The organism is Effusibacillus lacus (genome assembly GCF_002335525.1).
Lineage (GTDB): Bacteria > Bacillota > Bacilli > Tumebacillales > Effusibacillaceae > Effusibacillus > Effusibacillus lacus.
The window spans coordinates 1-19,752 of record NZ_BDUF01000055.1; the positions used below are offsets into that span (position 1 = coordinate 1).

Consider the following 19,752-nt stretch of genomic DNA (forward strand, 5'->3'; position numbering starts at 1 on the left):
AATTTGTTCGCACTCCTGTTTTGGGGGTGAAACAATAAATGGCCCTAGTCAAGAGACTGGAGCCAGCAAGGGAAATTTAATTCCGAGAAGCTATCCATTCGTGAAAGGAGGTGAGGAATCATGAAATATAAAAATACGCTTATTACCGTAGGAGTACTTGCTGCAATGGCATTTGCCACGATCGTCGGGAAACCATGGTTATAATTTGGCACAAGAAAGAACCAGTCTTTGACTGGTTCTTTCTCAAAGTCTGATAAGGTTGGTTATGACATATGATTTTTTTTGTAATAATCGGAATCATATTGGCAATCGTACAAAGGAAAAATCCGCTAAGTGTCGTTTCCGATGTTCAATTTAAGGTTCCTTATTTATTGATTGGCTGTTTGCTATTCCAAATTTTAAACTCACTTATTCAACCAATAGGTACGGTTCCCTTCCAGAGCTATGTCTTGCCGTTCACATTTGCCGGAATATTGTTGGGACTGCTTCTGAATTTTCATATTAAAGGCGTAAAATGGATATTTCTTGGGACTTCTCTCAATTTTTCCTCACTGCTTGTTCATGGTGGAGTGATGCCCGTTTCGGCAACAGCCATGAGGATTGCCAAGTTGGAGTTGAATTTTCAATTTGATCCGCGACACCGGGTGATGACTGGTTCGGACATCCAGTGGCTGGGGGATTGGATTCCTTTTTTTACGCCATTTGGGACGAATTATGTGTTAAGTGTTGGGGACATCTTAATCGGTTTGGGGATTGTAATCTTTATTCTGATGAATTCAAAAAAAATAAAATCCGACACAATCCATGAAATGAATTGGTTCACAGTGACGCTGTTTTTTACAGGTATATTCGCCTCCTTCTATTCCTTATTAAATTTCGAGCTTACGGAAGGAAAAGCAGTCACACTTATTTTAGTCATCATTCTTGCCACTCTGTTTGATTTGTTTCCCGTAAAACTTCCAAGCGGAGACCAATATGCGCTTGGCACTATGGGAAGCCTGTTTTTGCTGATCCAATACGGTTTGCCTGAATGCATTCTCTCTTTTACGCTCAGTTTGTTCGTTGCATCTCTAAAAAAATACCGAAGTGTCAAAGGTATAAACTGGTTTAGATACCTGGTCACAATAGGTATGTATTATTGCAGTGCGCTGGTTGGGTTTGTTGTATTTACGTTTCTCGATAATTTAAATGAAATAATCCGGGTGTTTTTGACCGTTTTTGCATTCCTTTTCACAAATCAGATCTTGCTTTCAGGAATAGGGAAAACGGTGATGGATATCCCTTTCTTTCGCGAATTTGGGAAAAAAACGGTTGAATTGCTCATACCTTTGATTGCCTATGTGATGATTTTGCTGCATGTGGTACCCGGCGATTCAAGCGAACAAAAATATAATTTAATGTATACTTCATTTTTTTTGGTGATAATAGTATTTTTTGCAGGCCGCTATACGAGTCAGATTTTCCTTAAAAGAGAAATGACCACCGAATTCATACGTTTATTGGAAAACCGACAGGCGCTTCCGTCCGTTGGACACGGGAAAAGAGTGGGTTTGATCTGCAATACTCTTTTGGAAGAAATTGGGTATCCGAAAAACAAGCGCCATAATTTGATTGATATCGCCATCATGCACGATATAGGCAAAACTACCCTGCCGCAGTACATTTTTCAGAAGAAGGGTGCACTCACCATTTCAGAAGAGAAGGAGTACCAAAGCCATTGTGAAAAAGGGGAGGAAATTGTCAAATCCATCATAAAGAATGAAGAATATGCCAAATGGATCTTGTATCATCATGAGCGATGGGATGGCCAGGGATTTCCCATGGGTTTAAAGAAAGGTGAGATCCCGTATGAATCAAGGATCATAGCGCTCTGTAACCAGTTGGATCATTTACTAAGCCGCCATTCCAATGATAATACCGTATTCGCGTTGGTGAAAGGAATGAGTGGAACGATCCTGGATCCATCCCTCGTTAAATACATCACACCTGAACTGATTGAAAGCATCCGCCAAGAAGCAGGGTATGAAATCAATCCGGAAGAATATCCGAAAGAGGAATTGTTGCATACGAAATGGGAGACCATCGAGGGATTGTTTACGGGTCAAACCATGCTCATACGGTACTCGCAAGACGGCAAACTGCTGGCAGCGGAGGAATCGATTCCCGCAGATCAACTTTCAATATTGGCGGAAAAAGCACGGAACAGTCGTCTGAGTTTTTATGAAACGATCACTTATTTGGACAAAACTATAGATTATTACTTTTATCCCGATAACCAGGAAGTTCTCATCATCGGGTACAATTTAACCCCTTTTCTCTCATACCGTAGAAATTTATCTAAAAAAATCTACGAATCCTATCAAGATGTGATTGGAAAATTGTCGGATGGCAGGATTGAACTTGTACAGTCTCAAACTAAGCTTCGAGAAAGCTTGGGTACATTAGTGGATTCCATGAAAATCAGTGTGGTTGATGATGTAGGGCGCGGCAGGGATTTAATTAACAAATATTTAAACGGCATTTCCGATGCAAAAATCAAATTGAAAATCCTTTTGGCCGTAAGCGAGGGAATTACGAACATCATTAAGCATGCTGTGGACGGAAGGCTTAGTTTGTATGCAAACGGCAAGACGTATCAGATTCTGATCGAAGATCACGGATCCGGGATTCCGCTTCACGAGATTCCCAAAACGATTCTGGTATCGGGGTACAGCAGCAAAAAGTCGCTGGGAAAAGGGTTTTCTGTAATTAGCAAGGCTGCAAACCGGCTTCGGGTATATACTGGCGAAAACGGTACTTCGCTGTTATTGGAGTTTGATATGGAAGAAGATTTCCAGTGGAGTGTAGCGACATGAAATTGGACAGACTGGCCCTGAAAATATTGATTCGTTCCAGCTTGATCATCACCATTATCGGGTCTGTAACGGGGATTCTGCTGTTTCAGTACTATTATAAACACTTTCAAAATGTGTATGTTGACAAACTGAACAAGACAACAGGAATCATTCAACAAACAATCGAGACTGCCCGGCTCAAAAGCGAGGCGGACGAAAGGGTATTAGATCTGCGGCTGTTGAATATTTCGCGTTTGATAGCTGATGAATTATCCGGAAAGAGAATTGATGAGATTGATCAGAAGCAACTCATTGAAATGAAAGGACGATATCATCTGGACGGTATTTCATTATTTGTAAAAAAGCCGGATGATATCGTTATCGAAAAATCTTCAGAGGATAAAGAAATTGGGCTGAGTTCCCAAAAATGGGGTTACTGGTACACCGCATTTAACGAATTGATGAACGGTGATCCTGTTACAGTTCGTCGAGGCTATTACGAGCAAAACTACTGGGCCGGTCCGATAAGCAAATCGGAGATTTCAGATGATTATTTTAAATATGTCTATTTCTATGACGGTTCTACTCCGTTCATGATTAATGTCTTCATCAAAGCAAATAATGAAGCAATATTGACGGAGCAATCCTTTGTAAATCAGATTATTAAGGAACTCATTGAAGGATCTCCTGATATAAACGAAATTTCTGTCATTAATGCAAAAGCATTTTTATTGGGAAAAGAAAATAAAGTGATTGAACCGTACCGGGATCTTCCGGTACTCTACGGTGCGAATCAGTTTTCTTTGCCGGAGGATCCCAATTTAATAAAGAAAACTGCAGACGAACAGAAAAAATACAGGATAGTTTTTCAAAAGAATGATACGTTATACGAAAAAACTTATATTCCGCTCGATAAGGATCGTATACTAACTATAGTCAAGAATTATGATGATCTGGAGGAAGCCGAAAGAAAGAGCTTGCTGGTTTTGTTTTCCGCGTTGATTGTCTGTTTTTTTCTGATTGCTTATTTCACGTTACTATTCACAAAGAAACAGAGGAAGCTCCTGCTTGCGGAAGAACAGCGGCTGCAGATAGCCGATGAGTTTCAGAAAACCTTAAAAAAACTGCCAAACTCAATTTTTAAAGGGAAAAAAGATCAGAACGGCAATATTGTCATTACTTATATGGAAGGAACTTCCGCGGAGGAACTGCAGCTCACCACAGACAAAGTGTTCGGGAAAACAATAGAAGAGGTCTATCCGCCCAAAACCGCACCTATGATTATAGCTTATCAGGAACGTGTGCTCCAGGGAGAAATTGTGGAATATATCATGGAATTCAGAGACAGATACTATAAGGTCATTTCGAAGCCTGTCTGGAATGAAGACGGAAGCATTGATGAATTCGCCGGCTACTCAATGGATATTACCGACCGCATCAAATTGGAAAAGGAATTGGAAAAGAAAGAAAAAGCAGCGTCGGAAGCTGCCCGCGTGAAAAGCGAATTTTTGGCAACGATGAGTCATGAAATACGTACACCGTTAAATGCGATTATTGGGATGATCGAGGTGCTGGAAGATAGTCTATTAAACCCGCAACAAAAATCGTATATAAGGGTCTGTAAAACGGCTTCGGATGTCCTGCTGCGGCTGATTGAAGATATATTGGAACTTACAAAAATCGAGGCAGGGAGCATGGAAACCAATAAGATTAAGTTTCGGTTGTCTCGTCTGATTGATGAGACCATTAATCTTATGAAAGTGCAGGCTGAGGCCAAAGGACTGAATCTTACCGCAGAAATAGCACCTGAAGTGCCAGAGACTCTTTACTACGATCCGGATCATTTAAAAAGAATTATGTACAATCTCCTTGGCAATGCGATTAAATTTACCGAAAGAGGAAGCATAACACTTCGGATCCAATTAGACGAAAGAACAGAAAGCTTGATGGTGTCTGTTTCGGATACGGGAATTGGAATTCGCTCCGATCAACTGAATTCGATTTTTGAGGCGTTTACACAGGCAGATTCATCGATAACACGCAAATATGGGGGAACCGGACTGGGATTGACCATCACGAAACGACTTGTGGAATTGGCGGGAGGAAGAATTTGGGCAGAAAGTGAAGAGGGGATTGGAAGCACATTCTATTTCACAATTCCGTTACATCATCCGTTGCCATCAAGCTGATCATAAGGACGGTTGTACTATGTGTATTTTGATTGTAGACGACTCGGAAATGAATAGGCTCGTTCTTCATGCATTGCTGGAAGAGGAAGGCTCCCAAGAGATTGTCTTGGCAGATTCAGCAATGGAAGCATCCCGGTTGCTGGGATTGGAAACCGGGGAACCCTTGATTGATCCCTCTCTTATTTTAATGGATATCATGATGCCTGGAGTAGACGGTATTCAAGCATGCAAAAGAATAAAAAATCAACCGAGGTATAAGGATACACCCGTTATTGTGGTAACGGCTTTGACCGATTCCAAATATCTGGAGGAAGCATTTGCAGCGGGAGCACATGATTATATATTAAAGCCAATTAAGAAGATTGAACTTCTTGCACGGGTCAAAGCGACTCTCAGTCTTAAAGAAGAATTGGACAAACGAAAAAAACGGGAACAAGAAATTCTGGAGGAACTTACAATCGCAAGAAAAGTTCAGCAAAGCGTGCTAAGTTTGCCTTTGAACACAAGTGATTTGAGTATCGATGCGGCATATGTTCCTTCCGAGTTGCTGTCCGGCGACATGTATTATTGGACACGGCTTGATCAAGATCGTTATGGAATAGCTATTCTGGATATCGTTGGACACGGAGTATCTGCTTCCCTGATCAGTATGTCTGTTCGTTCGCTGCTGCTTGATCTGATTGGCCGGATCACGGAACCTGTTGCGGTTATTGAACAACTGAACTCGTTTATGTGGAAAATGTTCAATTGCAATAGTTCCCTTAGAATCCAATATTTTACCTGTCTCTATATGGTAGTGGATATGCACAGAAAAGTACTGGAATATGTGAACGCTGGACATCCGCCTGGACTGATAATTCAAGACAAAGCGGTTTATCAGTTGGACAGAACTGCCGTTCCGGTTGGCGTCAGACCGCAAATAGACGTCAAAAAGAACCTGTATTCATTTCAACCCCCCACAGATATTCTATTATTCACAGACGGTTTGGTTGAAGAACCGGGAAGATCAATCAAGGAAGGTATCAAGCGTTTATCGCGGATCTTCCAGGAAAACAGGGAGGGGAATCCAAAAGAAATTACGTCTGGCATTTTACGAGATTATATTCAGGAAAACCGGAAGATTATTGATGACATATGCCTTATATCAATTAAGATTCCATGAGTTCTGGAAAACTGAGTACCGGCATTTGAATCCGGCCTCTTTTTTTATTTGGTTACCATATTTTGGAAAAAAGCTCAGAACGCAAGGTCTGAGCTTTGCTGTACCACGATGTTCGTTCCTCTCTCCTTACTAGAGTTTTAGTCTTAAGCTTCTGATGTTTGAACGGTTCCAGGGGCTGCAACGTGATGTTTAATATCCATATCCTCAACGTTGTCAGATCTTTGTTCTTCGTTCGGCAACCGTTCAACCATGATTCTGCCAATCCTGTGCTCATCCATTTTTTCAACTGTAAACAAAAAGCCTTCTTGCTTGACCGTATCCCCGACAGCAGGTATCTTTCCCAGTTCCGAATAAAGCCAGCCGCCTATTGTATCCACGTCGGTATTATCCAGATGGGTGCCAAGCAAATCATTTACCTCATCCACCAGATACCGTCCTTCGATGGAATACCCTTTGGAAGTCTTTATAACAGGCGCCATTTCATCGTCGAATTCGTCCTGGATTTCCCCGACCAGTTCCTCAATGATGTCTTCCATTGTAATCAGACCTGCCGTACCGCCATATTCATCGGCAACAATCGCCATCTCGGTCCTGTTTTTCTGCATTTGTCTAAGAACCGCACTGATCTCGGCCGCTTCCGATACCATGACCGGTTTGCGCAGAATCTTTTGTAAAGAAAGCGGTTCATTTCGACGATGCTGCAGCCAGATATCCTTAACGTGCACAAAGCCGATAATATGGTCCTTGTCACCTTGGGTGACAGGATATCGGGTATGCTGTTCCTGTTCGATTGTTTCCAGAATGGTCTCAGTCAGGTCTTCTATATCAAGAGTTACCATGTCGATCCGGGGAACCATGATTTCCCGGGCGATACGATCAGAGAACTCAAAAACATTGTCAAACAAAGCCATCTCCGTCTGGTCAATCAAACCGCTCTTATGACTCTGATTCACCAGCATTCGTATTTCTTCTTCCGTATGAGCCAGTTCTCCTTCGGTTGCCGGTTCAATTCCCGCTTTTCTCAGCATCCAGTTGGCGGTTCCGTTCAGAATCCAGATAAACGGATACATGATCTTATGGAACCAGATCAGCGGACGTGCCACCCATAGTACAGTCCCTTCCGATTTCTGAATCGCCAGCGATTTAGGGGCCAATTCTCCCAGAACGATATGGAGAAATGTAATAATGCTGAATGCAATGGCGAACGCAATCGGGTGAAGCAGCACTTCAGGGACTCCCAAGGCTCCCAACGGTTTCTCAAGCAGCTTTGCAATCGCAGGTTCCCCCAACCACCCCAGTCCGAGTGAGGAGAGAGTGATCCCCAACTGGCAGGCGGACAGGTAGGCATCCAGGTTGCTTGTGAGCGTCTGGGCAAATTTTGCTTTGCGATGTCCTTCAGAAACCAGTTGCTGAATCCGGCTGCTTCTGATTTTTACCATGGCAAATTCCGCTGCCACAAAGAAACCGTTCATGAATACGAGAAATACCACCAGGAATAAATTAAACGCGGTAAGCGCAGGATTATCCAATTGAACGTCCCTGTTAAAAGGGACTTCACCTCCAAGGTTTATTGAGAAAGTTACAAGGGGGTTTCCCCGATTATAAAGGCTAAAGTGTGCAGCAGAGACATCCCTTGAACGGAGATCCTGCTTGTCAGTAATTGTTGTTGTTTCTTATCGAGTCCCTGAAACAGCGGCTTCAACTCGAGAAGTTGCTTTTCCAGTTCCAGCAATTGTTCAGAGAGCTCATGCACTCTTTGGCAAACAGCCCTTGAATTGTTCCCCAATGAATCCAACAACTGAATCCGTTCCCGAATTTCTTCAAGGGACAGTTTTTCTTTCTTATAGAGCTCAATCAGTTTGAGCCTCTCCAGTGCTTCTTCCGAATAATACCGGTAATTGGATTCCGTCCTCTCGGGGGTCAGGAGTCCCAATTGAGTATAATAATCGATGGTCCGTTTGGAGAGATTTGTGAGATCGGCCAATTCTCCTATTCGGTACAACTTCCCATTTGGAATCCTCCTCTTAAACAGAATACATATACTAGTATAAAGCCAGATAAACCATACAGTCAAACGTTATGCTGGGGCTTTGTTATGCTGGGGCTTTTTAAGTACTCCTTTTGTACTAGGAGATTAGTACAAATGGGGAGGGATGGATACTTCCGTTGCGGAATGGGAGTCCTTTCGGTTCGGCGATATAATGAGAGTGTGTTCCCCGCACGGGAACATCGAAACCGGTGATTGGTTAGTGGAGGTCTCCATTTTGCCAGTCCCGGTTTTCTGTTCGATGTGGGATAATGGGGAACAAGATCGACTGTAGGGACGGGAGGGGTTATTCATGACCGTTGACCGTGACATCCGGAAACGTGAGGAATTTTCGAATTTTTACATCTATTTCATTACACTGGTTGGAATCGTCGTATTGGCGGTTTCCATGCCCCAGTTTCGGATTCCGCCGGACCCCTCCATCTATTTGCTGTTGGTTGTTTTCATCGGGATCGCGGAATATTCACCTGTCCCCGTCTGGAAAGGGTCGAGCGCTCTCAGCTTCCCGCTTCTTTATGCAATGGACTTGACCGTCGGAACTCCTGTAACCCTTGTTACATACGCCTCTCTTATGGCCATGGTAAACGCCGTGAAGCGCAGGCCCTTGCGCCTTGTCCTGTTTACCCCGGCCCAACTGGTCATAAGTCTTGCCCTGGCCAAGCTGTGCACACTTCAATTCGCATCGTTTTACGCCGCTTCCGAAGTTTCATCCGAACTTGCCGGAGCGATCAGTCAATTGTTGATCTTCACCATTTCCTACTACTCTCTCAACAACCTGATGGTGGATCTGCTGCTGATCATCAGGCCCCAACCCTATTCCTGGCGCCACTGGAGGTTGAAAAGCATACCGGAAGCGATGGTGGCGGCGCTGTCTTTCCTGTACGGCTCGATCATGCTGATTCTTGGCAGTCAGAACCGGGGGCAGATCGATGCTTTCTCCTACCTGTTTTTCTTCTCTCCCCTAGTGGCCATGTCACTGATCAGCTCCTCGTATATGCGGATGAAGAAGGAGAAGATGCGGCTGCACTCACTGTTTCAGATCACGACCGAGCTGAACCGGGTGCTGCCCACGGGAAGAATGGATCATCTCAAGGGACGGATCCGTGAATTCCTGGAAACGCAGGCTTTCGCAATCTGGTACAAGTCGGACGGGAAATGGGCGCTTCTGTTGGAGGACGGCACTGTTCAAACGAAACCAGCGTCTTCTAAAGAATTGACGGATCAATTTGAGACCATCACCAAAATCAGGGTCATCTCCAACAGGGACTCGGATCATGTGCGGCAAGAGCCTTTTTTTGACGATGCTGTAAGGGCCATCGTATATTCGCCCCTGATTGTGGAAGACGAGTTGGTCGGCATGTTCGCTGCAGGAAGAACCCGTTCCAACAGTTTTACACCGGAAGATGTTCAGTCCCTGGCTACATTGTCAAATCAATTGGCCAGCCTGCTCAAAACCCGAATCTTAATTTCGGAACGGGAACAGCGTCTGGTCCTGGAAGAGAGAAACCGGATTGCCCGGGAGATTCATGACGGAATTGCGCAGTCATTGGCAGGGGCGGTATTCAAGCTGGAATCCGCGCAGAGAAAAAACTACCACCAGGTGGGAGATCTGAAGCTGGTACTGGAAGACATTCTCCGCAAATTGAGAGTCAGCCTGAGGGAGGTTCGGCAATCCATCTACGCCCTGAGGCCTTATCCGACAGAGCGGTTGGGAATTCGACAGGCATTGGAGCAAAAGATTGGTTCAATTCGCCAGGACTATGGTCTTGCGATCCATTTGCAGGAACGGGGGCGGCCTTATGAACTCAGTCCCATGGTGGAAAAGGTGATTTTTGATACTGTGCAGGAAGGATTGCAGAATGCGGTTAACCACGCCAAAGCCACTAAAGTGGAAATTCTGTTAAGCTATCAAGAGCAGCAGGTCCTGGTCAAAATCAAGGACGACGGAGTGGGGTTTCAACTGCTGGATGCTTTGATCAAAGCCAAGCGAGAGGCGCATTACGGGATTCTTCATATGAACGAGCAGGCGGAGAAACTGGGGGCTGCTCTGCAGATTGACAGCACGCCGGGCAAAGGAAGCGAAATCATCTTGCAAATCCCGAACTTGGAAGCAGGGGGTGCCGAACATGATACGCGTAATGTTGGTGGATGATCATACTGTTCTGCGGGATGGGATTCGCAGCATCCTGGACATCGAACCGGACATGGAAGTTGTTGGGGAAGCTGTATCGGGCAATGAAGTGGTGGAGAAGGTCCGGGCCTGTTCCCCGCATGTAATCTTGATGGACATCAATTTGCCGGACAAGAACGGAGTGGAAGTGACGGCCCTCGTAAAGCAGAAGTTCCCCGAATGCAAGATTCTGGTCCTCACCATGTTTGACCATGACGAGTATTTCATGTCGGCCTTGCGTGCAGGGGCGGACGGATATCTGCTCAAGGATGCGACCTCCGAGCAAGTTGTGGAGGCCATTCGTACCGTACACAAAGGAGATTCGATTATCCACCCGAGCATGACCAAGAAACTGATCACTTACCACCAACGCCAGAGTGAACCCAAAGCAAGCGACAATGAATTGACCGAGCGGGAAAAAGAGGTCCTGCTCGGACTCGTAAAAGGACTCAGCAACAAGGAAATTGCCGCCCAACTGTATATCAGCGACAAGACGGTCAAAATCCACATCAGCAAGATCTTCAAGAAGCTGAATGTCAAAAGCAGATCGCAAGCAGTCATTTATGCGGTGCAGAATCAATTGGTTCCCTTCTCCTGAGAGGCTCCCGATTCGGGAGTTTTTTCTTTTTTATGGGGGTCGTACGGATACTACTTTCGGACTGTTTTTGTGTAGGACTCTTGACAACAGAATTTATATCCTTTGCTGAATGTTCGAAAACCCTGCCCTCTGGAATAATCAGATTAAACTCATAATTTGCAGATTCAAAAAAGGGGCGATCACATGAAACGGAAGTTCCTGTCGTGTCGTTTGTCGACTATGTCGCCACATGGAGCGGGTATGAATTGTTGGCAAAATCAATTAAGAAAAGAGTGATAGGATGAAAGTCAAATCCATTCTTGCGTCTGTGTCCCTTTTCCTGTCATTGCTGGCAGGCACTGTGCCGGCGACTGGAACCGCCACGGCTTCTGCACAAGCCTTTGTCGATCCGCTGCTGCAGCAAGCTCTGGAAACAAGCGGTGATGCACCGGTCGAGGCGATTGTCACCTTCAAAGGCGACGGTGCCCCAACGGCATCCAATGTCCTGAGTCTGAAGCAAGCGGGGATCTCAAAGGGGATCACTTTTCAATCGCTGCCAATGGCAGGCGTGCCGGTGACGGCCGATCAGGTGAAAACCCTGGCGGTCAATCCGGAGGTTCGATCCATCTACTTGAATCAGAAGTTGCATTACTATAACGCTGACGCCACGAATCTTACCGGAGTCGATAAAGTGCGGACCGATTCCCGCATGACAAAGCAAAACGGAGGGCTTCCCGTATCGGGCAAAGGCGTTACGGTTGTCGTAAACGACAGTGGAGTGGACGGAACGCACAAGGATCATGAACTGGGCAAAAATCTGGTTCAAAACGTGACGGGAACCACCAACTTGCATGCGGTAAGCGAGCTGTTGCCCGTGACCTACACGGAAAATGTGACCAACACGGATACCAACTCGGGTCACGGGACACATGTGGCCGGCACGGTCGGGGGAACCGGTGCCATGTCCAACGGAAAGTATGAGGGGGTAGCACCGGGAGCGAATCTTGTGGGATACGGATCGGGTGCTGCATTGCTGATTCTGGATGCGCTTGGCGGGTTTGATTACGCACTTACACATCAAGCTGAATACGGGATTCGGGTGATTACCAACTCCTGGGGGTCATCGGGGGATTTTGATCCGGAGGACCCGATTAACATCGCAAGCAAGAAAGCGTTTGACCGGGGGATCGTCGTTACATTTGCCGCGGGCAATGAGGGTCCGGAAGAAGACACTCACAACCCGTATGCGAAAGCTCCCTGGGTGATTTCTGTGGCGGCAGGAGATAAGAGCGGGAAGCTTGCCGATTTCTCTTCACGCGGGGTAAAGGGGAAAAAGGGTACGTTTATGATAGACGGCCAGACCTGGACATGGGAAGACCGGCCCACCATCACCGCTCCGGGTGTGGATATCATCTCGACCCGTACGCTTGCTCCTGTTTCCTCTCTCGGCGCAACAGATGACGCGATACACATCGAACCGGCCTATTTGCCTTACTACACAACCATGAACGGCACATCAATGGCAACGCCGCACGTAGCGGGAATTGTCGCCCTGATGTTGGACGCCAATCCGAATCTTTCACCGGCAGAAGTGAAGGACATTCTGCAGCAGACGGCAACCAACATGCCTGAACTTGAACCTTGGGAAGCGGGAGCGGGATACGTGAATGCGTACGCGGCAGTGGATGCGGCTTTTCAAGCAAAGGAGTCTGGCAAGTCCGTCAACATGTTCCGCAAGTTCAACAGCAGTGCCAATCTTTCAGCTGACCGGAAATCCTTTTCCCATTGAGCTGACAATGTAACACACGGAGATTATGCCGCAGCGAAGACCTGTTTTTACTCTGCATTCCTGCCACCTTAACCAGTCAAGAAAGGCCGGGCATTGCCCCGGTCCTTTTCCATATCCATACATGTTTTTGACGAATTTTGTAGAAATGGGAGGATTTTTATTACCGACCGCGACCCTCACAAAATGACTCTTCAGTCAGGAAATCTATAACAAGAGATATCTGATAATTCTGTTATAAAACAAAAAAGGGGGAACGAATGTGAACCTGCTAACCCTGCTTCACAGTGCGGTTTCCGAGGTTCCACAGAAAGCATGCCTGATGTACAAACAAGACGGCAAATATACTTCCATCACATACTCCGAATTCTGGGATCGGATCATGCATTTTGCCGCCGGACTGGTAACCTTCGGAGCAAAGCCGGGAGACAAGATAGGCATACTGTCAACCAATTGCCCGGAATGGGCAATCAGTGACTATGCAAGTCTGGCAATCGGGGCGGTGGTGGTCCCCATTTATCCGACACTGCCTGCCGCTCAGGTGGAGTTCATCCTGAAGAATGCGGACGTCAGGTACCTGATCGTACAGGACGGTATGCAGCTGGAAAAGGTTCGAAGCCGATGGCCGGAGTCTCTCCTGCAGGTCATTGTGTTCCGCGAGACAACACCGAGTATGGATGGGAAAGCCGTCCCGTTTTCCGATGTGTGCTCGATCGGGAAACATCAGAATCTGTCGGGCAGCAGGCCGGATGTCTATTCCATTCCGGAGGGACAGTTGGCAACCATCGTCCATACCTCGGGAACCACCGGCAACCCGAAAGGCGTCATGTTAACCCATTCAAATATTGTGTCCAATATCCATGCCAGTCTCAGTTACCTGCCGGTGGAAAAAACGGATGTCAGTCTGTCTTTCCTTCCTCTGTCGCACATTTTTGAGCGAACGGTGGGTCAGTTTGCCGCCCTGTCTTCAGGAGCCACCATCGCCTACGCAGAAAGCATCGAGACGATCCAACAGAATCTGAAGGAAGTCCGACCGACCATTTTCATCACGGTTCCCCGCCTGTTGGAGAAAGTCTACGCCGGCATTCTCAACAAAGTGGAGAAAGCACCCGGACCGCTTCGTGGCGTGCTGAAAAAAGGAATCGAAAGCGGCACTTCGGCAGGTCTCACCTACCGTCTGGTCGATAAGCTCGTTTATCGGAAAGTACGGGAGGGATTGGGAGGACGGCTTCGCTGCATCGTTTCGGGAGGTTCGGGGCTTGCCGCCGATATCGCAAATTTCTTCATTCGCGCGGGCATTCCGGTACACGAGGGCTACGGCATGACGGAAGCAGCGCCTGTAATCTGCGCCAACCCCAAGGACGGGTGTATACCCGGCACGGTCGGCAAGCCGCTTCCCGGCGTTCGGGTGAGGGTGGCAGAAGACGGCGAATTGCTGGTGAAAGGCCCCAACGTTATGCAGGGGTACTACAAGAATCCCGAGGCGACTGCAGAAACGATTGATTCGGATGGATGGCTCCACACAGGTGACATTGCAGAGATCCACAACGGCTACGTACGAATCGTCGACAGAAAGAAGAACATTCTGGTTCTGGGCACCGGCAAGAATGTGGCACCCTGGCCCGTTGAGAATGCAATATCCCTGAGTCCCTTCATTACCCAGGCCGTATTGATCGGAGACAAACGGAATTATGTCACATGTCTGTTGGTCCCCGATGTCGGGGCATTGCAATCCCTTGCCGGGAAAATGGGGCTGGGTCCGAATCCGGCTGATTGGCTGGAGAATCCGGAAATCAGGAAGCTGATCGCCGGGGAAGTCAGAAAGGCAACGGTTGGTTTTGCCGACTTTGAGATCCCCAAGCGAGCGGTTCTGCTTCAGAAGGAACTGACGCTGGAAACAGGGGAACTCACTCCGACCCTGAAGGTCAAGAACCAGGCCATCCTTGAGAAATACGGGCACCTGATTGAAGACATGTATAACGGAAAACAGTATCTGCCTATTTTTGACGATTCAGGCCCTTCCGCAAGCCCTCTCCCGCAATTATCCGGGCAACCGTCCACTGTTTCGGCGGATCCTGATGAATCAGGGAAACAACACCCTGGCGCCAAAAGAATGTCCGCCAGGAAAATACCGGTCTGGATATACGCGACCTCAGGTCTTGCGCTGGGACTTTTGTTCCGATTCTGGTGGGGGGAATGAATAATGAACAGCGAGTGGGTGAAATTGGCGGCCGTTTTTCTCATTCCGTTTTCCATTGCGGCTTTTGCTCCGGTTCCGCATGTCCCGCCCCATATGGATCTGCTGGGCATGATTAAAGGAATCTATGACAAAAACAACCGGATCAACGAAACAAACGATGAAATCGTAACGAAAATGATGGATATCAGCCAACTTGCGGAAACCACTTCCCGTATCCACGGCAACCTGAGAACGCTGTCAGAGCAGCAAACCAGTCAGGAAACCTCACTTGGCAATCTCAATACTCTCAGCCGCAAACAGATTGACCTGAGCATCCAGCTAAATTCGTTGGCACAAGGGTTGCAGAACGACATGTCGCAGATCCGGCAAGGATCTTTCCGGCAAAGGGATTCCTTGTACCAGATGTCGGGCACGGCCGACCGTTTGTCGGGGCTTGCTGATCAACTGGTGAAGGCGAATGAGGCCGGTGCCGCCAAGTTGGACGGCGCGGCACAAATGACGGGCGAAGTGAACCGGTCAATGCCGGGACTGTAATCTGTGGTCCGGGGGGAAAAAAAGATGATCATCAAGATATTGAAGTATGCCGGGATGGCCGCCGTGATCGGTCTGCTTCTGCAGACAATGTTCACCACCTATTATCTGGCCAAGATTGATTCCGGATTGAACGCCAGCCTGGATTCAACCGCAAAATTGATCGAAGTGCAGAAGGTGATTATCGAGAAAAACGGGGCATTGCAGGAAGTGGTGGAAACCACCAAACAAATGGATCAGCAATTGCTTGTATCTTTGGAAGCGACCAAAACCATACATTCCAATATTGAACAGATCAACAAGTGGAATTATCAAACCCTGGTGTTAAACCGCAACATGATGGGAATCGGGGCAGAAAGCGACCGGTCCTTGCAAGATATATCCTCGGGCATGTCCCAATTGAAACAATCAACCGCGAAATTGAATAGGTCCCTTGCCCGGCTTAAAGAATTGGTCAGACAGGATCGGGCCAATCTGGAGCTGATGAAGCAATACACGGATGAGATGAATCGGAAAGTGCCGGAGGTGACGCCATGAGCTGGCTGAAAACTTTGTCCGTTCCGAAAGTGATTACTGTCTTGTGTGTTCTGGGCTTGGGATTCAACGGCATGGTTCAGATCGGGCTGCAGAAAGGCATTCAGGCCAAAGCGCAGCAACTTGATGCGCACGTCCGGGAATCAAAGGAACTGTCAGGCGATATGAAAGACGGACTGGTGGAACTGGAGATTTTGAAAGAAACCACCCTTCACATGGAAGGAACACTGGGACAGTTGAAAACGTATACGGGCGAGATGAGCGAAGGACTTGGTAGACTCGACCAGACTGTCAAGGGTATTGATCAGGCGGTAAGCACCATTGGAAACACTACGCAGGCTTCGGGTGACAAGATTGGCGCCACGGAGGATACAGCCCGGCAGCTGTTGGTGATCCTGCTCCAGATTAACGACATCAACGGCACTATCATTTCTGATCTGCAGCGTATGATCGAATCGCAAAGAACGATTAACCGGAATCTGGAAGACATGAACCGGAAAACCCGGTTCCTGCCGGGATGGGGGGGAAGTCCATGAATCCGGTGGCGGATAGGGGACGTGTGACAAAAGGGATCTGGATTGCATTGACGGCCGGATTGCTGGGAATGGCAGGGCTCACCCTGTCCCTGTCCAGTGAAGCTCTTGCGAAGAAGATGGAATCCCAAAATATCTTTCAATTGTTGGGGGAACTGGGGGGCACAACGGGACAAATTCTCTCGAACACCCAGACTCTCAAGAAGCAGGTGGAGCAGGTACAGACTCAACTAGGTCAGTTGAAACAGCAGGAAGTCATCCTCCAGAAACAGGTTCAGACCGGGCAGAACTTGCAACAGGAGCTGGTTCGGCAGGAAGAATTGACGCAGACCGGCGTGTCTCTGATGGAAGAGATTCTGGTCCGGGAGAAAGTGACAGCCCATGTAACAGGTCAGGTTCGGGGGCAGGTTCTCACCCTTACGGAAGAAGTTATGAAGAACGCCTCGACACTGGAGCAATTGGTTGGCGTACTGGGTGCCACCAACGACCAGACCCAAAAGCTGAACGGTCAGCTGGACATCTTGCTTGCAGAATTGCGGAAGTCGCAGGACTCGTTCCGGTTCACGGGACGGCTGAAGGATCTTAAACTCCCGGTGTTGGGAGATACACTGCCAGGACTTCCCAACCTGCCAGGGGGTGGACTGCTGCCGGGCGGCACAGGAAGTGGAAACAGCGGCTCGGGGACTGGTCAGGATTCAGACAATGGGAAGAATGGTTCCGGAAACAGCCTCCTGACTGACGATCTTCTGCCGCTTAAGCCTTTGTCAGATTCCTTGTTGGGACCATAGGATAGGGGGGCTTCAGGTGAAAAGCAAGCTGTTCACAATTCTGTTGATCCTGCTGGGAATTCTCGGCGTGGGAATGTTCGGCTACAGTCTGGCCAAGCAAACGCAAATGCAGGGGGAAATGAATCAGATCATGGCCTCCGTAAATGAATCGATTGTGGCAACCGGAACCCTTGTGCAGGAAACCCTTGAGGTGCTGCAGCCGTTCCAGGAAATCACCGCATCACTGGCTTCCATTGAGCAGCAGGAAGAACAGGTGGTAGTTCAGTTGGCCGTGATGAACGGACACTTGGAGACCACAGGCCTTTCCGAGAAGAACATTATTGCAGGGCTGGAAGCCCTGAATCAGCAGACTCGGACGGTGAGCCAGTATCTTAACGGAATGTCAGATGTAAACAGCGGACTTCTGAAGGCCAGTTCGGCATCCGTTCAGAACGCGAGCCGGATTAACGGCCAATTGGGTGAAATCAACGGGATGACCGGTCAATCCATTGAGGAGTTGGGAGAGCTGAATGAGAAGTTCGCCCTGCTTCGGATACTGCCTTGAATGGGGGAGGAACCATGTATAATTTGGTGTTTCTGATTTGCAGTCTGATGATTTTGTATGGCGCCATCCGCTTTGCCGTTGCCAAAAAGAAGTCGAAAAACAATCCCAATATCCATCTGCTGTGGATTCCCGGGGGGAGTTTCCTTTACCTGATTTGTATCACGACAATGGCTTGGGGAATTCACTGGAAGGCCTAGTTGGACGGGAAGCGCTTCAACTGTTTGCGGTGTTTGCCGAATTATTTGACTTTGTGGGGGGAGATTGTAATGAAAAAGGTACGAAGAACAGTTATTTTTGGCATCATTTTGCTGTCGTCGGAATTGTTTGCCCTTTCCAATGTCTCAATGGCTCAAACTTCCGGTTTATTCGACACTAAATCAGGGGATTCATTAGGTGGACAATTAGAGGGACAGCTAGGTGGCTCGGTGGAAATCATTGTTCAACCGAAATCGGAGGTGCACCAGCCCTTCCTGGTGGGGTTCCCGGATGGGAAATTCCACCCGCAGGCCCCTCTTACAAGGGCGGAAGCTGCGGCAATTGTGGCACGGGTAAAGGGACTCAAGTTTGAAGGAGACCCCGAGAAGCCTTATTCGGATGTTGGGAAAAAACACTGGGCATACCGGTACATTACCAGTGTGACCAAAGCCGGTTACATGCAAGGGTATAAGGACGGCACCTTCCATCCGAACGAGCCGATTTCGAGAGCCGAACTCGTAACCCTGGTTCTCAAGGTACGGGGGATTGAGCCGCTGCCGAACCTGACGGGTTTCTCCGACACTTCGGACCACTGGGCGAAGGATGTCATTGCAACGGCAAAGTCTCTGGGAATTGTGGACGGGGTCGGAAACAACAGCTTCCTGCCGGATGATGACACAGAACGGCAAGTTGCTTCCAAGCTGTTCTGTATGGCCTTCTTCCGCGGACCTCTGAAGGATGGGGAAACCCCGGTCAAGCAGCATTTCCCGGATGTAAAGCCGGAAGACTGGTCTTTCCATTGGGTCGAGGAGGCGGCAGTGGTAGCCCACGAGTCGATTCGAACAGTTGCCGAAGAACGTTTGGTCAAATATCGTCCGGACCTTACGGAGAACTACTAAGGAATGGACAATAGCCAGGTTTGCCCAAGTAAATAAATAGCTTGCCTATCAGGCAAGAAAAAGATGAAAGGATGGGGAATATGAAAAGAAAATGGATAGTCGGTATGGCGGTATCCGGATTGGTGGCAGTTCCTGTTGCTGCGCTTGCGGCAAGCGGAGGATTCTCACAGGAAAGCGCATGGTCTACGCAGCAGGGGCAAGTAACATGGAAAGCGGAAGGGAAGATGAGTGCATCCGGTGATCCGGGACAATCCGATCCTACGAATTCGCTGAACTCTCTGCCCGATGAACTGAAGAAAGGGCAAGCCCAATTGGAAGAACAGCTCCAGAAAGGGAAGACACAGCTGGAAGAACATCTAGAGAAAGGGCACTTCCAACTGCAGCAGCAATTGAAAGAGGGACAGGAGCAGATTCAACAAGGAATGGGGCAAGGACGGCAGGAGTTGGAGAAGGCACTGAAAGAGTTGCAAGAAAAGTTGGCAAACGGCGGTCAGGGACAGATGCCAAGTCTGCCGGAGCTGCCCCAACTGCCAGCATCACCCGGAGGAGGCTTCCCCGGACAGATGCTGGCACTTCCGGAACTTTCCGGAGCACCGGCTCCCGGAGGGAATTCGTCTATCAAAGGTGGAGGAACGCTAAAGCTGATTTTGCCAGGGTTCGGCACAATCTCGGGGGAAATGATGGGGTCGGGTTCCACTGAAGGAGCAAAGATTTCTATAGTTGGTTCCTCAAGCCACCCATAAGGTTCGGCGAAGTCTGGTTG

The 19,752-nt window shown here is 48.0% G+C and carries 17 protein-coding genes; 15 read left to right on the top strand and 2 right to left on the bottom strand.

Annotated elements, in window-relative coordinates:
- Positions 1-272 precede the first annotated feature (272 nt).
- From EFBL_RS10020 to EFBL_RS10030, 3 genes are read left to right on the top strand one after another with little or no spacing between them, the layout of a single operon-like run.
- Positions 273-2,855: a DUF5317 family protein gene (locus EFBL_RS10020; RefSeq protein WP_096182002.1), complete on the top strand. Its 2,583-nt coding sequence runs from the start codon at positions 273-275 to the stop codon at positions 2,853-2,855.
- Positions 2,852-5,023, top strand: a complete 2,172-nt coding sequence (locus EFBL_RS10025) for a PAS domain-containing sensor histidine kinase (protein WP_096182003.1) — start codon at positions 2,852-2,854, stop codon at positions 5,021-5,023. Before EFBL_RS10020 ends, EFBL_RS10025 begins: the two co-directional genes overlap by 4 nt.
- 19 nt (positions 5,024-5,042) lie before the next feature.
- Positions 5,043-6,185 carry a PP2C family protein-serine/threonine phosphatase gene (locus EFBL_RS10030; protein ID WP_096182004.1) on the top strand — a complete coding sequence of 381 codons (1,143 nt, stop codon included), beginning with the start codon at positions 5,043-5,045 and terminating at the stop codon, positions 6,183-6,185.
- A gap of 143 nt (positions 6,186-6,328) precedes the next feature.
- Here EFBL_RS10030 and EFBL_RS10035 read toward each other — a convergent pair whose 3' ends face one another.
- Together EFBL_RS10035 and EFBL_RS10040 are read right to left on the bottom strand one after the other, a co-directional pair.
- Entirely contained in the window at positions 6,329-7,714 is a 1,386-nt protein-coding gene (locus EFBL_RS10035; RefSeq protein WP_269432692.1) for a hemolysin family protein, read from the bottom strand.
- A gap of 50 nt (positions 7,715-7,764) precedes the next feature.
- A complete protein-coding gene (locus EFBL_RS10040) occupies positions 7,765-8,187 on the bottom strand; it encodes a MerR family transcriptional regulator (protein WP_096182005.1) in 423 nt (140 codons plus the stop codon).
- Positions 8,188-8,524: 337 nt separating this feature from the next.
- Here EFBL_RS10040 and EFBL_RS10045 point away from each other — a divergent pair, with 337 nt between their 5' ends.
- The 12 genes from EFBL_RS10045 to EFBL_RS10100 all read left to right on the top strand — a co-directional run bounded on the left by EFBL_RS10045 (position 8,525) and on the right by EFBL_RS10100 (position 19,732).
- Positions 8,525-10,384: a sensor histidine kinase gene (locus tag EFBL_RS10045; RefSeq protein ID WP_096182006.1), complete on the top strand. Its 1,860-nt coding sequence runs from the start codon at positions 8,525-8,527 to the stop codon at positions 10,382-10,384.
- The gene (locus EFBL_RS10050; RefSeq protein ID WP_096182007.1) at positions 10,359-11,000 is read left to right on the top strand and encodes a response regulator; all 642 of its coding nucleotides are present in this window, start codon (positions 10,359-10,361) and stop codon (positions 10,998-11,000) included. Before EFBL_RS10045 ends, EFBL_RS10050 begins: the two co-directional genes overlap by 26 nt.
- A 280-nt stretch (positions 11,001-11,280) precedes the next feature.
- Positions 11,281-12,768 carry a S8 family serine peptidase gene (locus tag EFBL_RS10055; RefSeq protein ID WP_096182008.1) on the top strand — a complete coding sequence of 496 codons (1,488 nt, stop codon included), beginning with the start codon at positions 11,281-11,283 and terminating at the stop codon, positions 12,766-12,768.
- 259 nt (positions 12,769-13,027) lie between these two features.
- On the top strand, positions 13,028-14,965 hold the full coding sequence (locus EFBL_RS10060) for an AMP-dependent synthetase/ligase (protein ID WP_231705750.1): 1,938 nt from the start codon (positions 13,028-13,030) through the stop codon (positions 14,963-14,965).
- Positions 14,966-14,968: 3 nt separating this feature from the next.
- Positions 14,969-15,499, top strand: coding sequence for a hypothetical protein (locus EFBL_RS10065; protein WP_096182009.1), 531 nt, complete (start codon positions 14,969-14,971; stop codon positions 15,497-15,499).
- 24 nt (positions 15,500-15,523) lie between these two features.
- A complete protein-coding gene (locus tag EFBL_RS10070) occupies positions 15,524-16,033 on the top strand; it encodes a hypothetical protein (RefSeq protein WP_096182010.1) in 510 nt (169 codons plus the stop codon).
- Positions 16,030-16,566 carry a hypothetical protein gene (locus tag EFBL_RS10075; RefSeq protein WP_096182011.1) on the top strand — a complete coding sequence of 179 codons (537 nt, stop codon included), beginning with the start codon at positions 16,030-16,032 and terminating at the stop codon, positions 16,564-16,566. The genes EFBL_RS10070 and EFBL_RS10075 overlap by 4 nt, the downstream gene beginning before the upstream one ends.
- The gene (locus EFBL_RS10080; RefSeq protein WP_096182012.1) at positions 16,563-17,351 is read left to right on the top strand and encodes a hypothetical protein; all 789 of its coding nucleotides are present in this window, start codon (positions 16,563-16,565) and stop codon (positions 17,349-17,351) included. Before EFBL_RS10075 ends, EFBL_RS10080 begins: the two co-directional genes overlap by 4 nt.
- A gap of 16 nt (positions 17,352-17,367) precedes the next feature.
- A complete protein-coding gene (locus EFBL_RS10085) occupies positions 17,368-17,895 on the top strand; it encodes a hypothetical protein (protein ID WP_096182013.1) in 528 nt (175 codons plus the stop codon).
- Positions 17,896-17,909: 14 nt separating this feature from the next.
- A complete protein-coding gene (locus EFBL_RS10090) occupies positions 17,910-18,092 on the top strand; it encodes a hypothetical protein (protein WP_096182014.1) in 183 nt (60 codons plus the stop codon).
- Between the two features lie 69 nt (positions 18,093-18,161).
- Positions 18,162-18,989: an S-layer homology domain-containing protein gene (locus tag EFBL_RS10095; protein WP_096182015.1), complete on the top strand. Its 828-nt coding sequence runs from the start codon at positions 18,162-18,164 to the stop codon at positions 18,987-18,989.
- A gap of 80 nt (positions 18,990-19,069) precedes the next feature.
- On the top strand, positions 19,070-19,732 hold the full coding sequence (locus tag EFBL_RS10100) for a FliH/SctL family protein (protein WP_096182016.1): 663 nt from the start codon (positions 19,070-19,072) through the stop codon (positions 19,730-19,732).
- Positions 19,733-19,752: the final 20 nt, after the last annotated feature.

Excerpts from the sequence above, each read along its gene's own strand:
- EFBL_RS10020 (WP_096182002.1), top strand. The coding sequence starts at position 273 with ATGATTTTTTTTGTAATAATCGGAATCATATTGGCAATCGTACAAAGG.
- EFBL_RS10070 (WP_096182010.1), top strand. The coding sequence starts at position 15,524 with ATGATCATCAAGATATTGAAGTATGCCGGGATGGCCGCCGTGATCGGT.
- EFBL_RS10075 (WP_096182011.1), top strand. The coding sequence starts at position 16,030 with ATGAGCTGGCTGAAAACTTTGTCCGTTCCGAAAGTGATTACTGTCTTG.
- EFBL_RS10095 (WP_096182015.1), top strand. The coding sequence starts at position 18,162 with ATGAAAAAGGTACGAAGAACAGTTATTTTTGGCATCATTTTGCTGTCG.
- EFBL_RS10080 (WP_096182012.1), top strand. The coding sequence starts at position 16,563 with ATGAATCCGGTGGCGGATAGGGGACGTGTGACAAAAGGGATCTGGATT.
- EFBL_RS10100 (WP_096182016.1), top strand. The coding sequence starts at position 19,070 with ATGAAAAGAAAATGGATAGTCGGTATGGCGGTATCCGGATTGGTGGCA.
- EFBL_RS10030 (WP_096182004.1), top strand. The coding sequence starts at position 5,043 with ATGTGTATTTTGATTGTAGACGACTCGGAAATGAATAGGCTCGTTCTT.
- EFBL_RS10050 (WP_096182007.1), top strand. The coding sequence starts at position 10,359 with ATGATACGCGTAATGTTGGTGGATGATCATACTGTTCTGCGGGATGGG.
- EFBL_RS10055 (WP_096182008.1), top strand. The coding sequence starts at position 11,281 with ATGAAAGTCAAATCCATTCTTGCGTCTGTGTCCCTTTTCCTGTCATTG.
- EFBL_RS10090 (WP_096182014.1), top strand. The coding sequence starts at position 17,910 with ATGTATAATTTGGTGTTTCTGATTTGCAGTCTGATGATTTTGTATGGC.
- EFBL_RS10065 (WP_096182009.1), top strand. The coding sequence starts at position 14,969 with ATGAACAGCGAGTGGGTGAAATTGGCGGCCGTTTTTCTCATTCCGTTT.
- EFBL_RS10025 (WP_096182003.1), top strand. The coding sequence starts at position 2,852 with ATGAAATTGGACAGACTGGCCCTGAAAATATTGATTCGTTCCAGCTTG.
- EFBL_RS10045 (WP_096182006.1), top strand. The coding sequence starts at position 8,525 with ATGACCGTTGACCGTGACATCCGGAAACGTGAGGAATTTTCGAATTTT.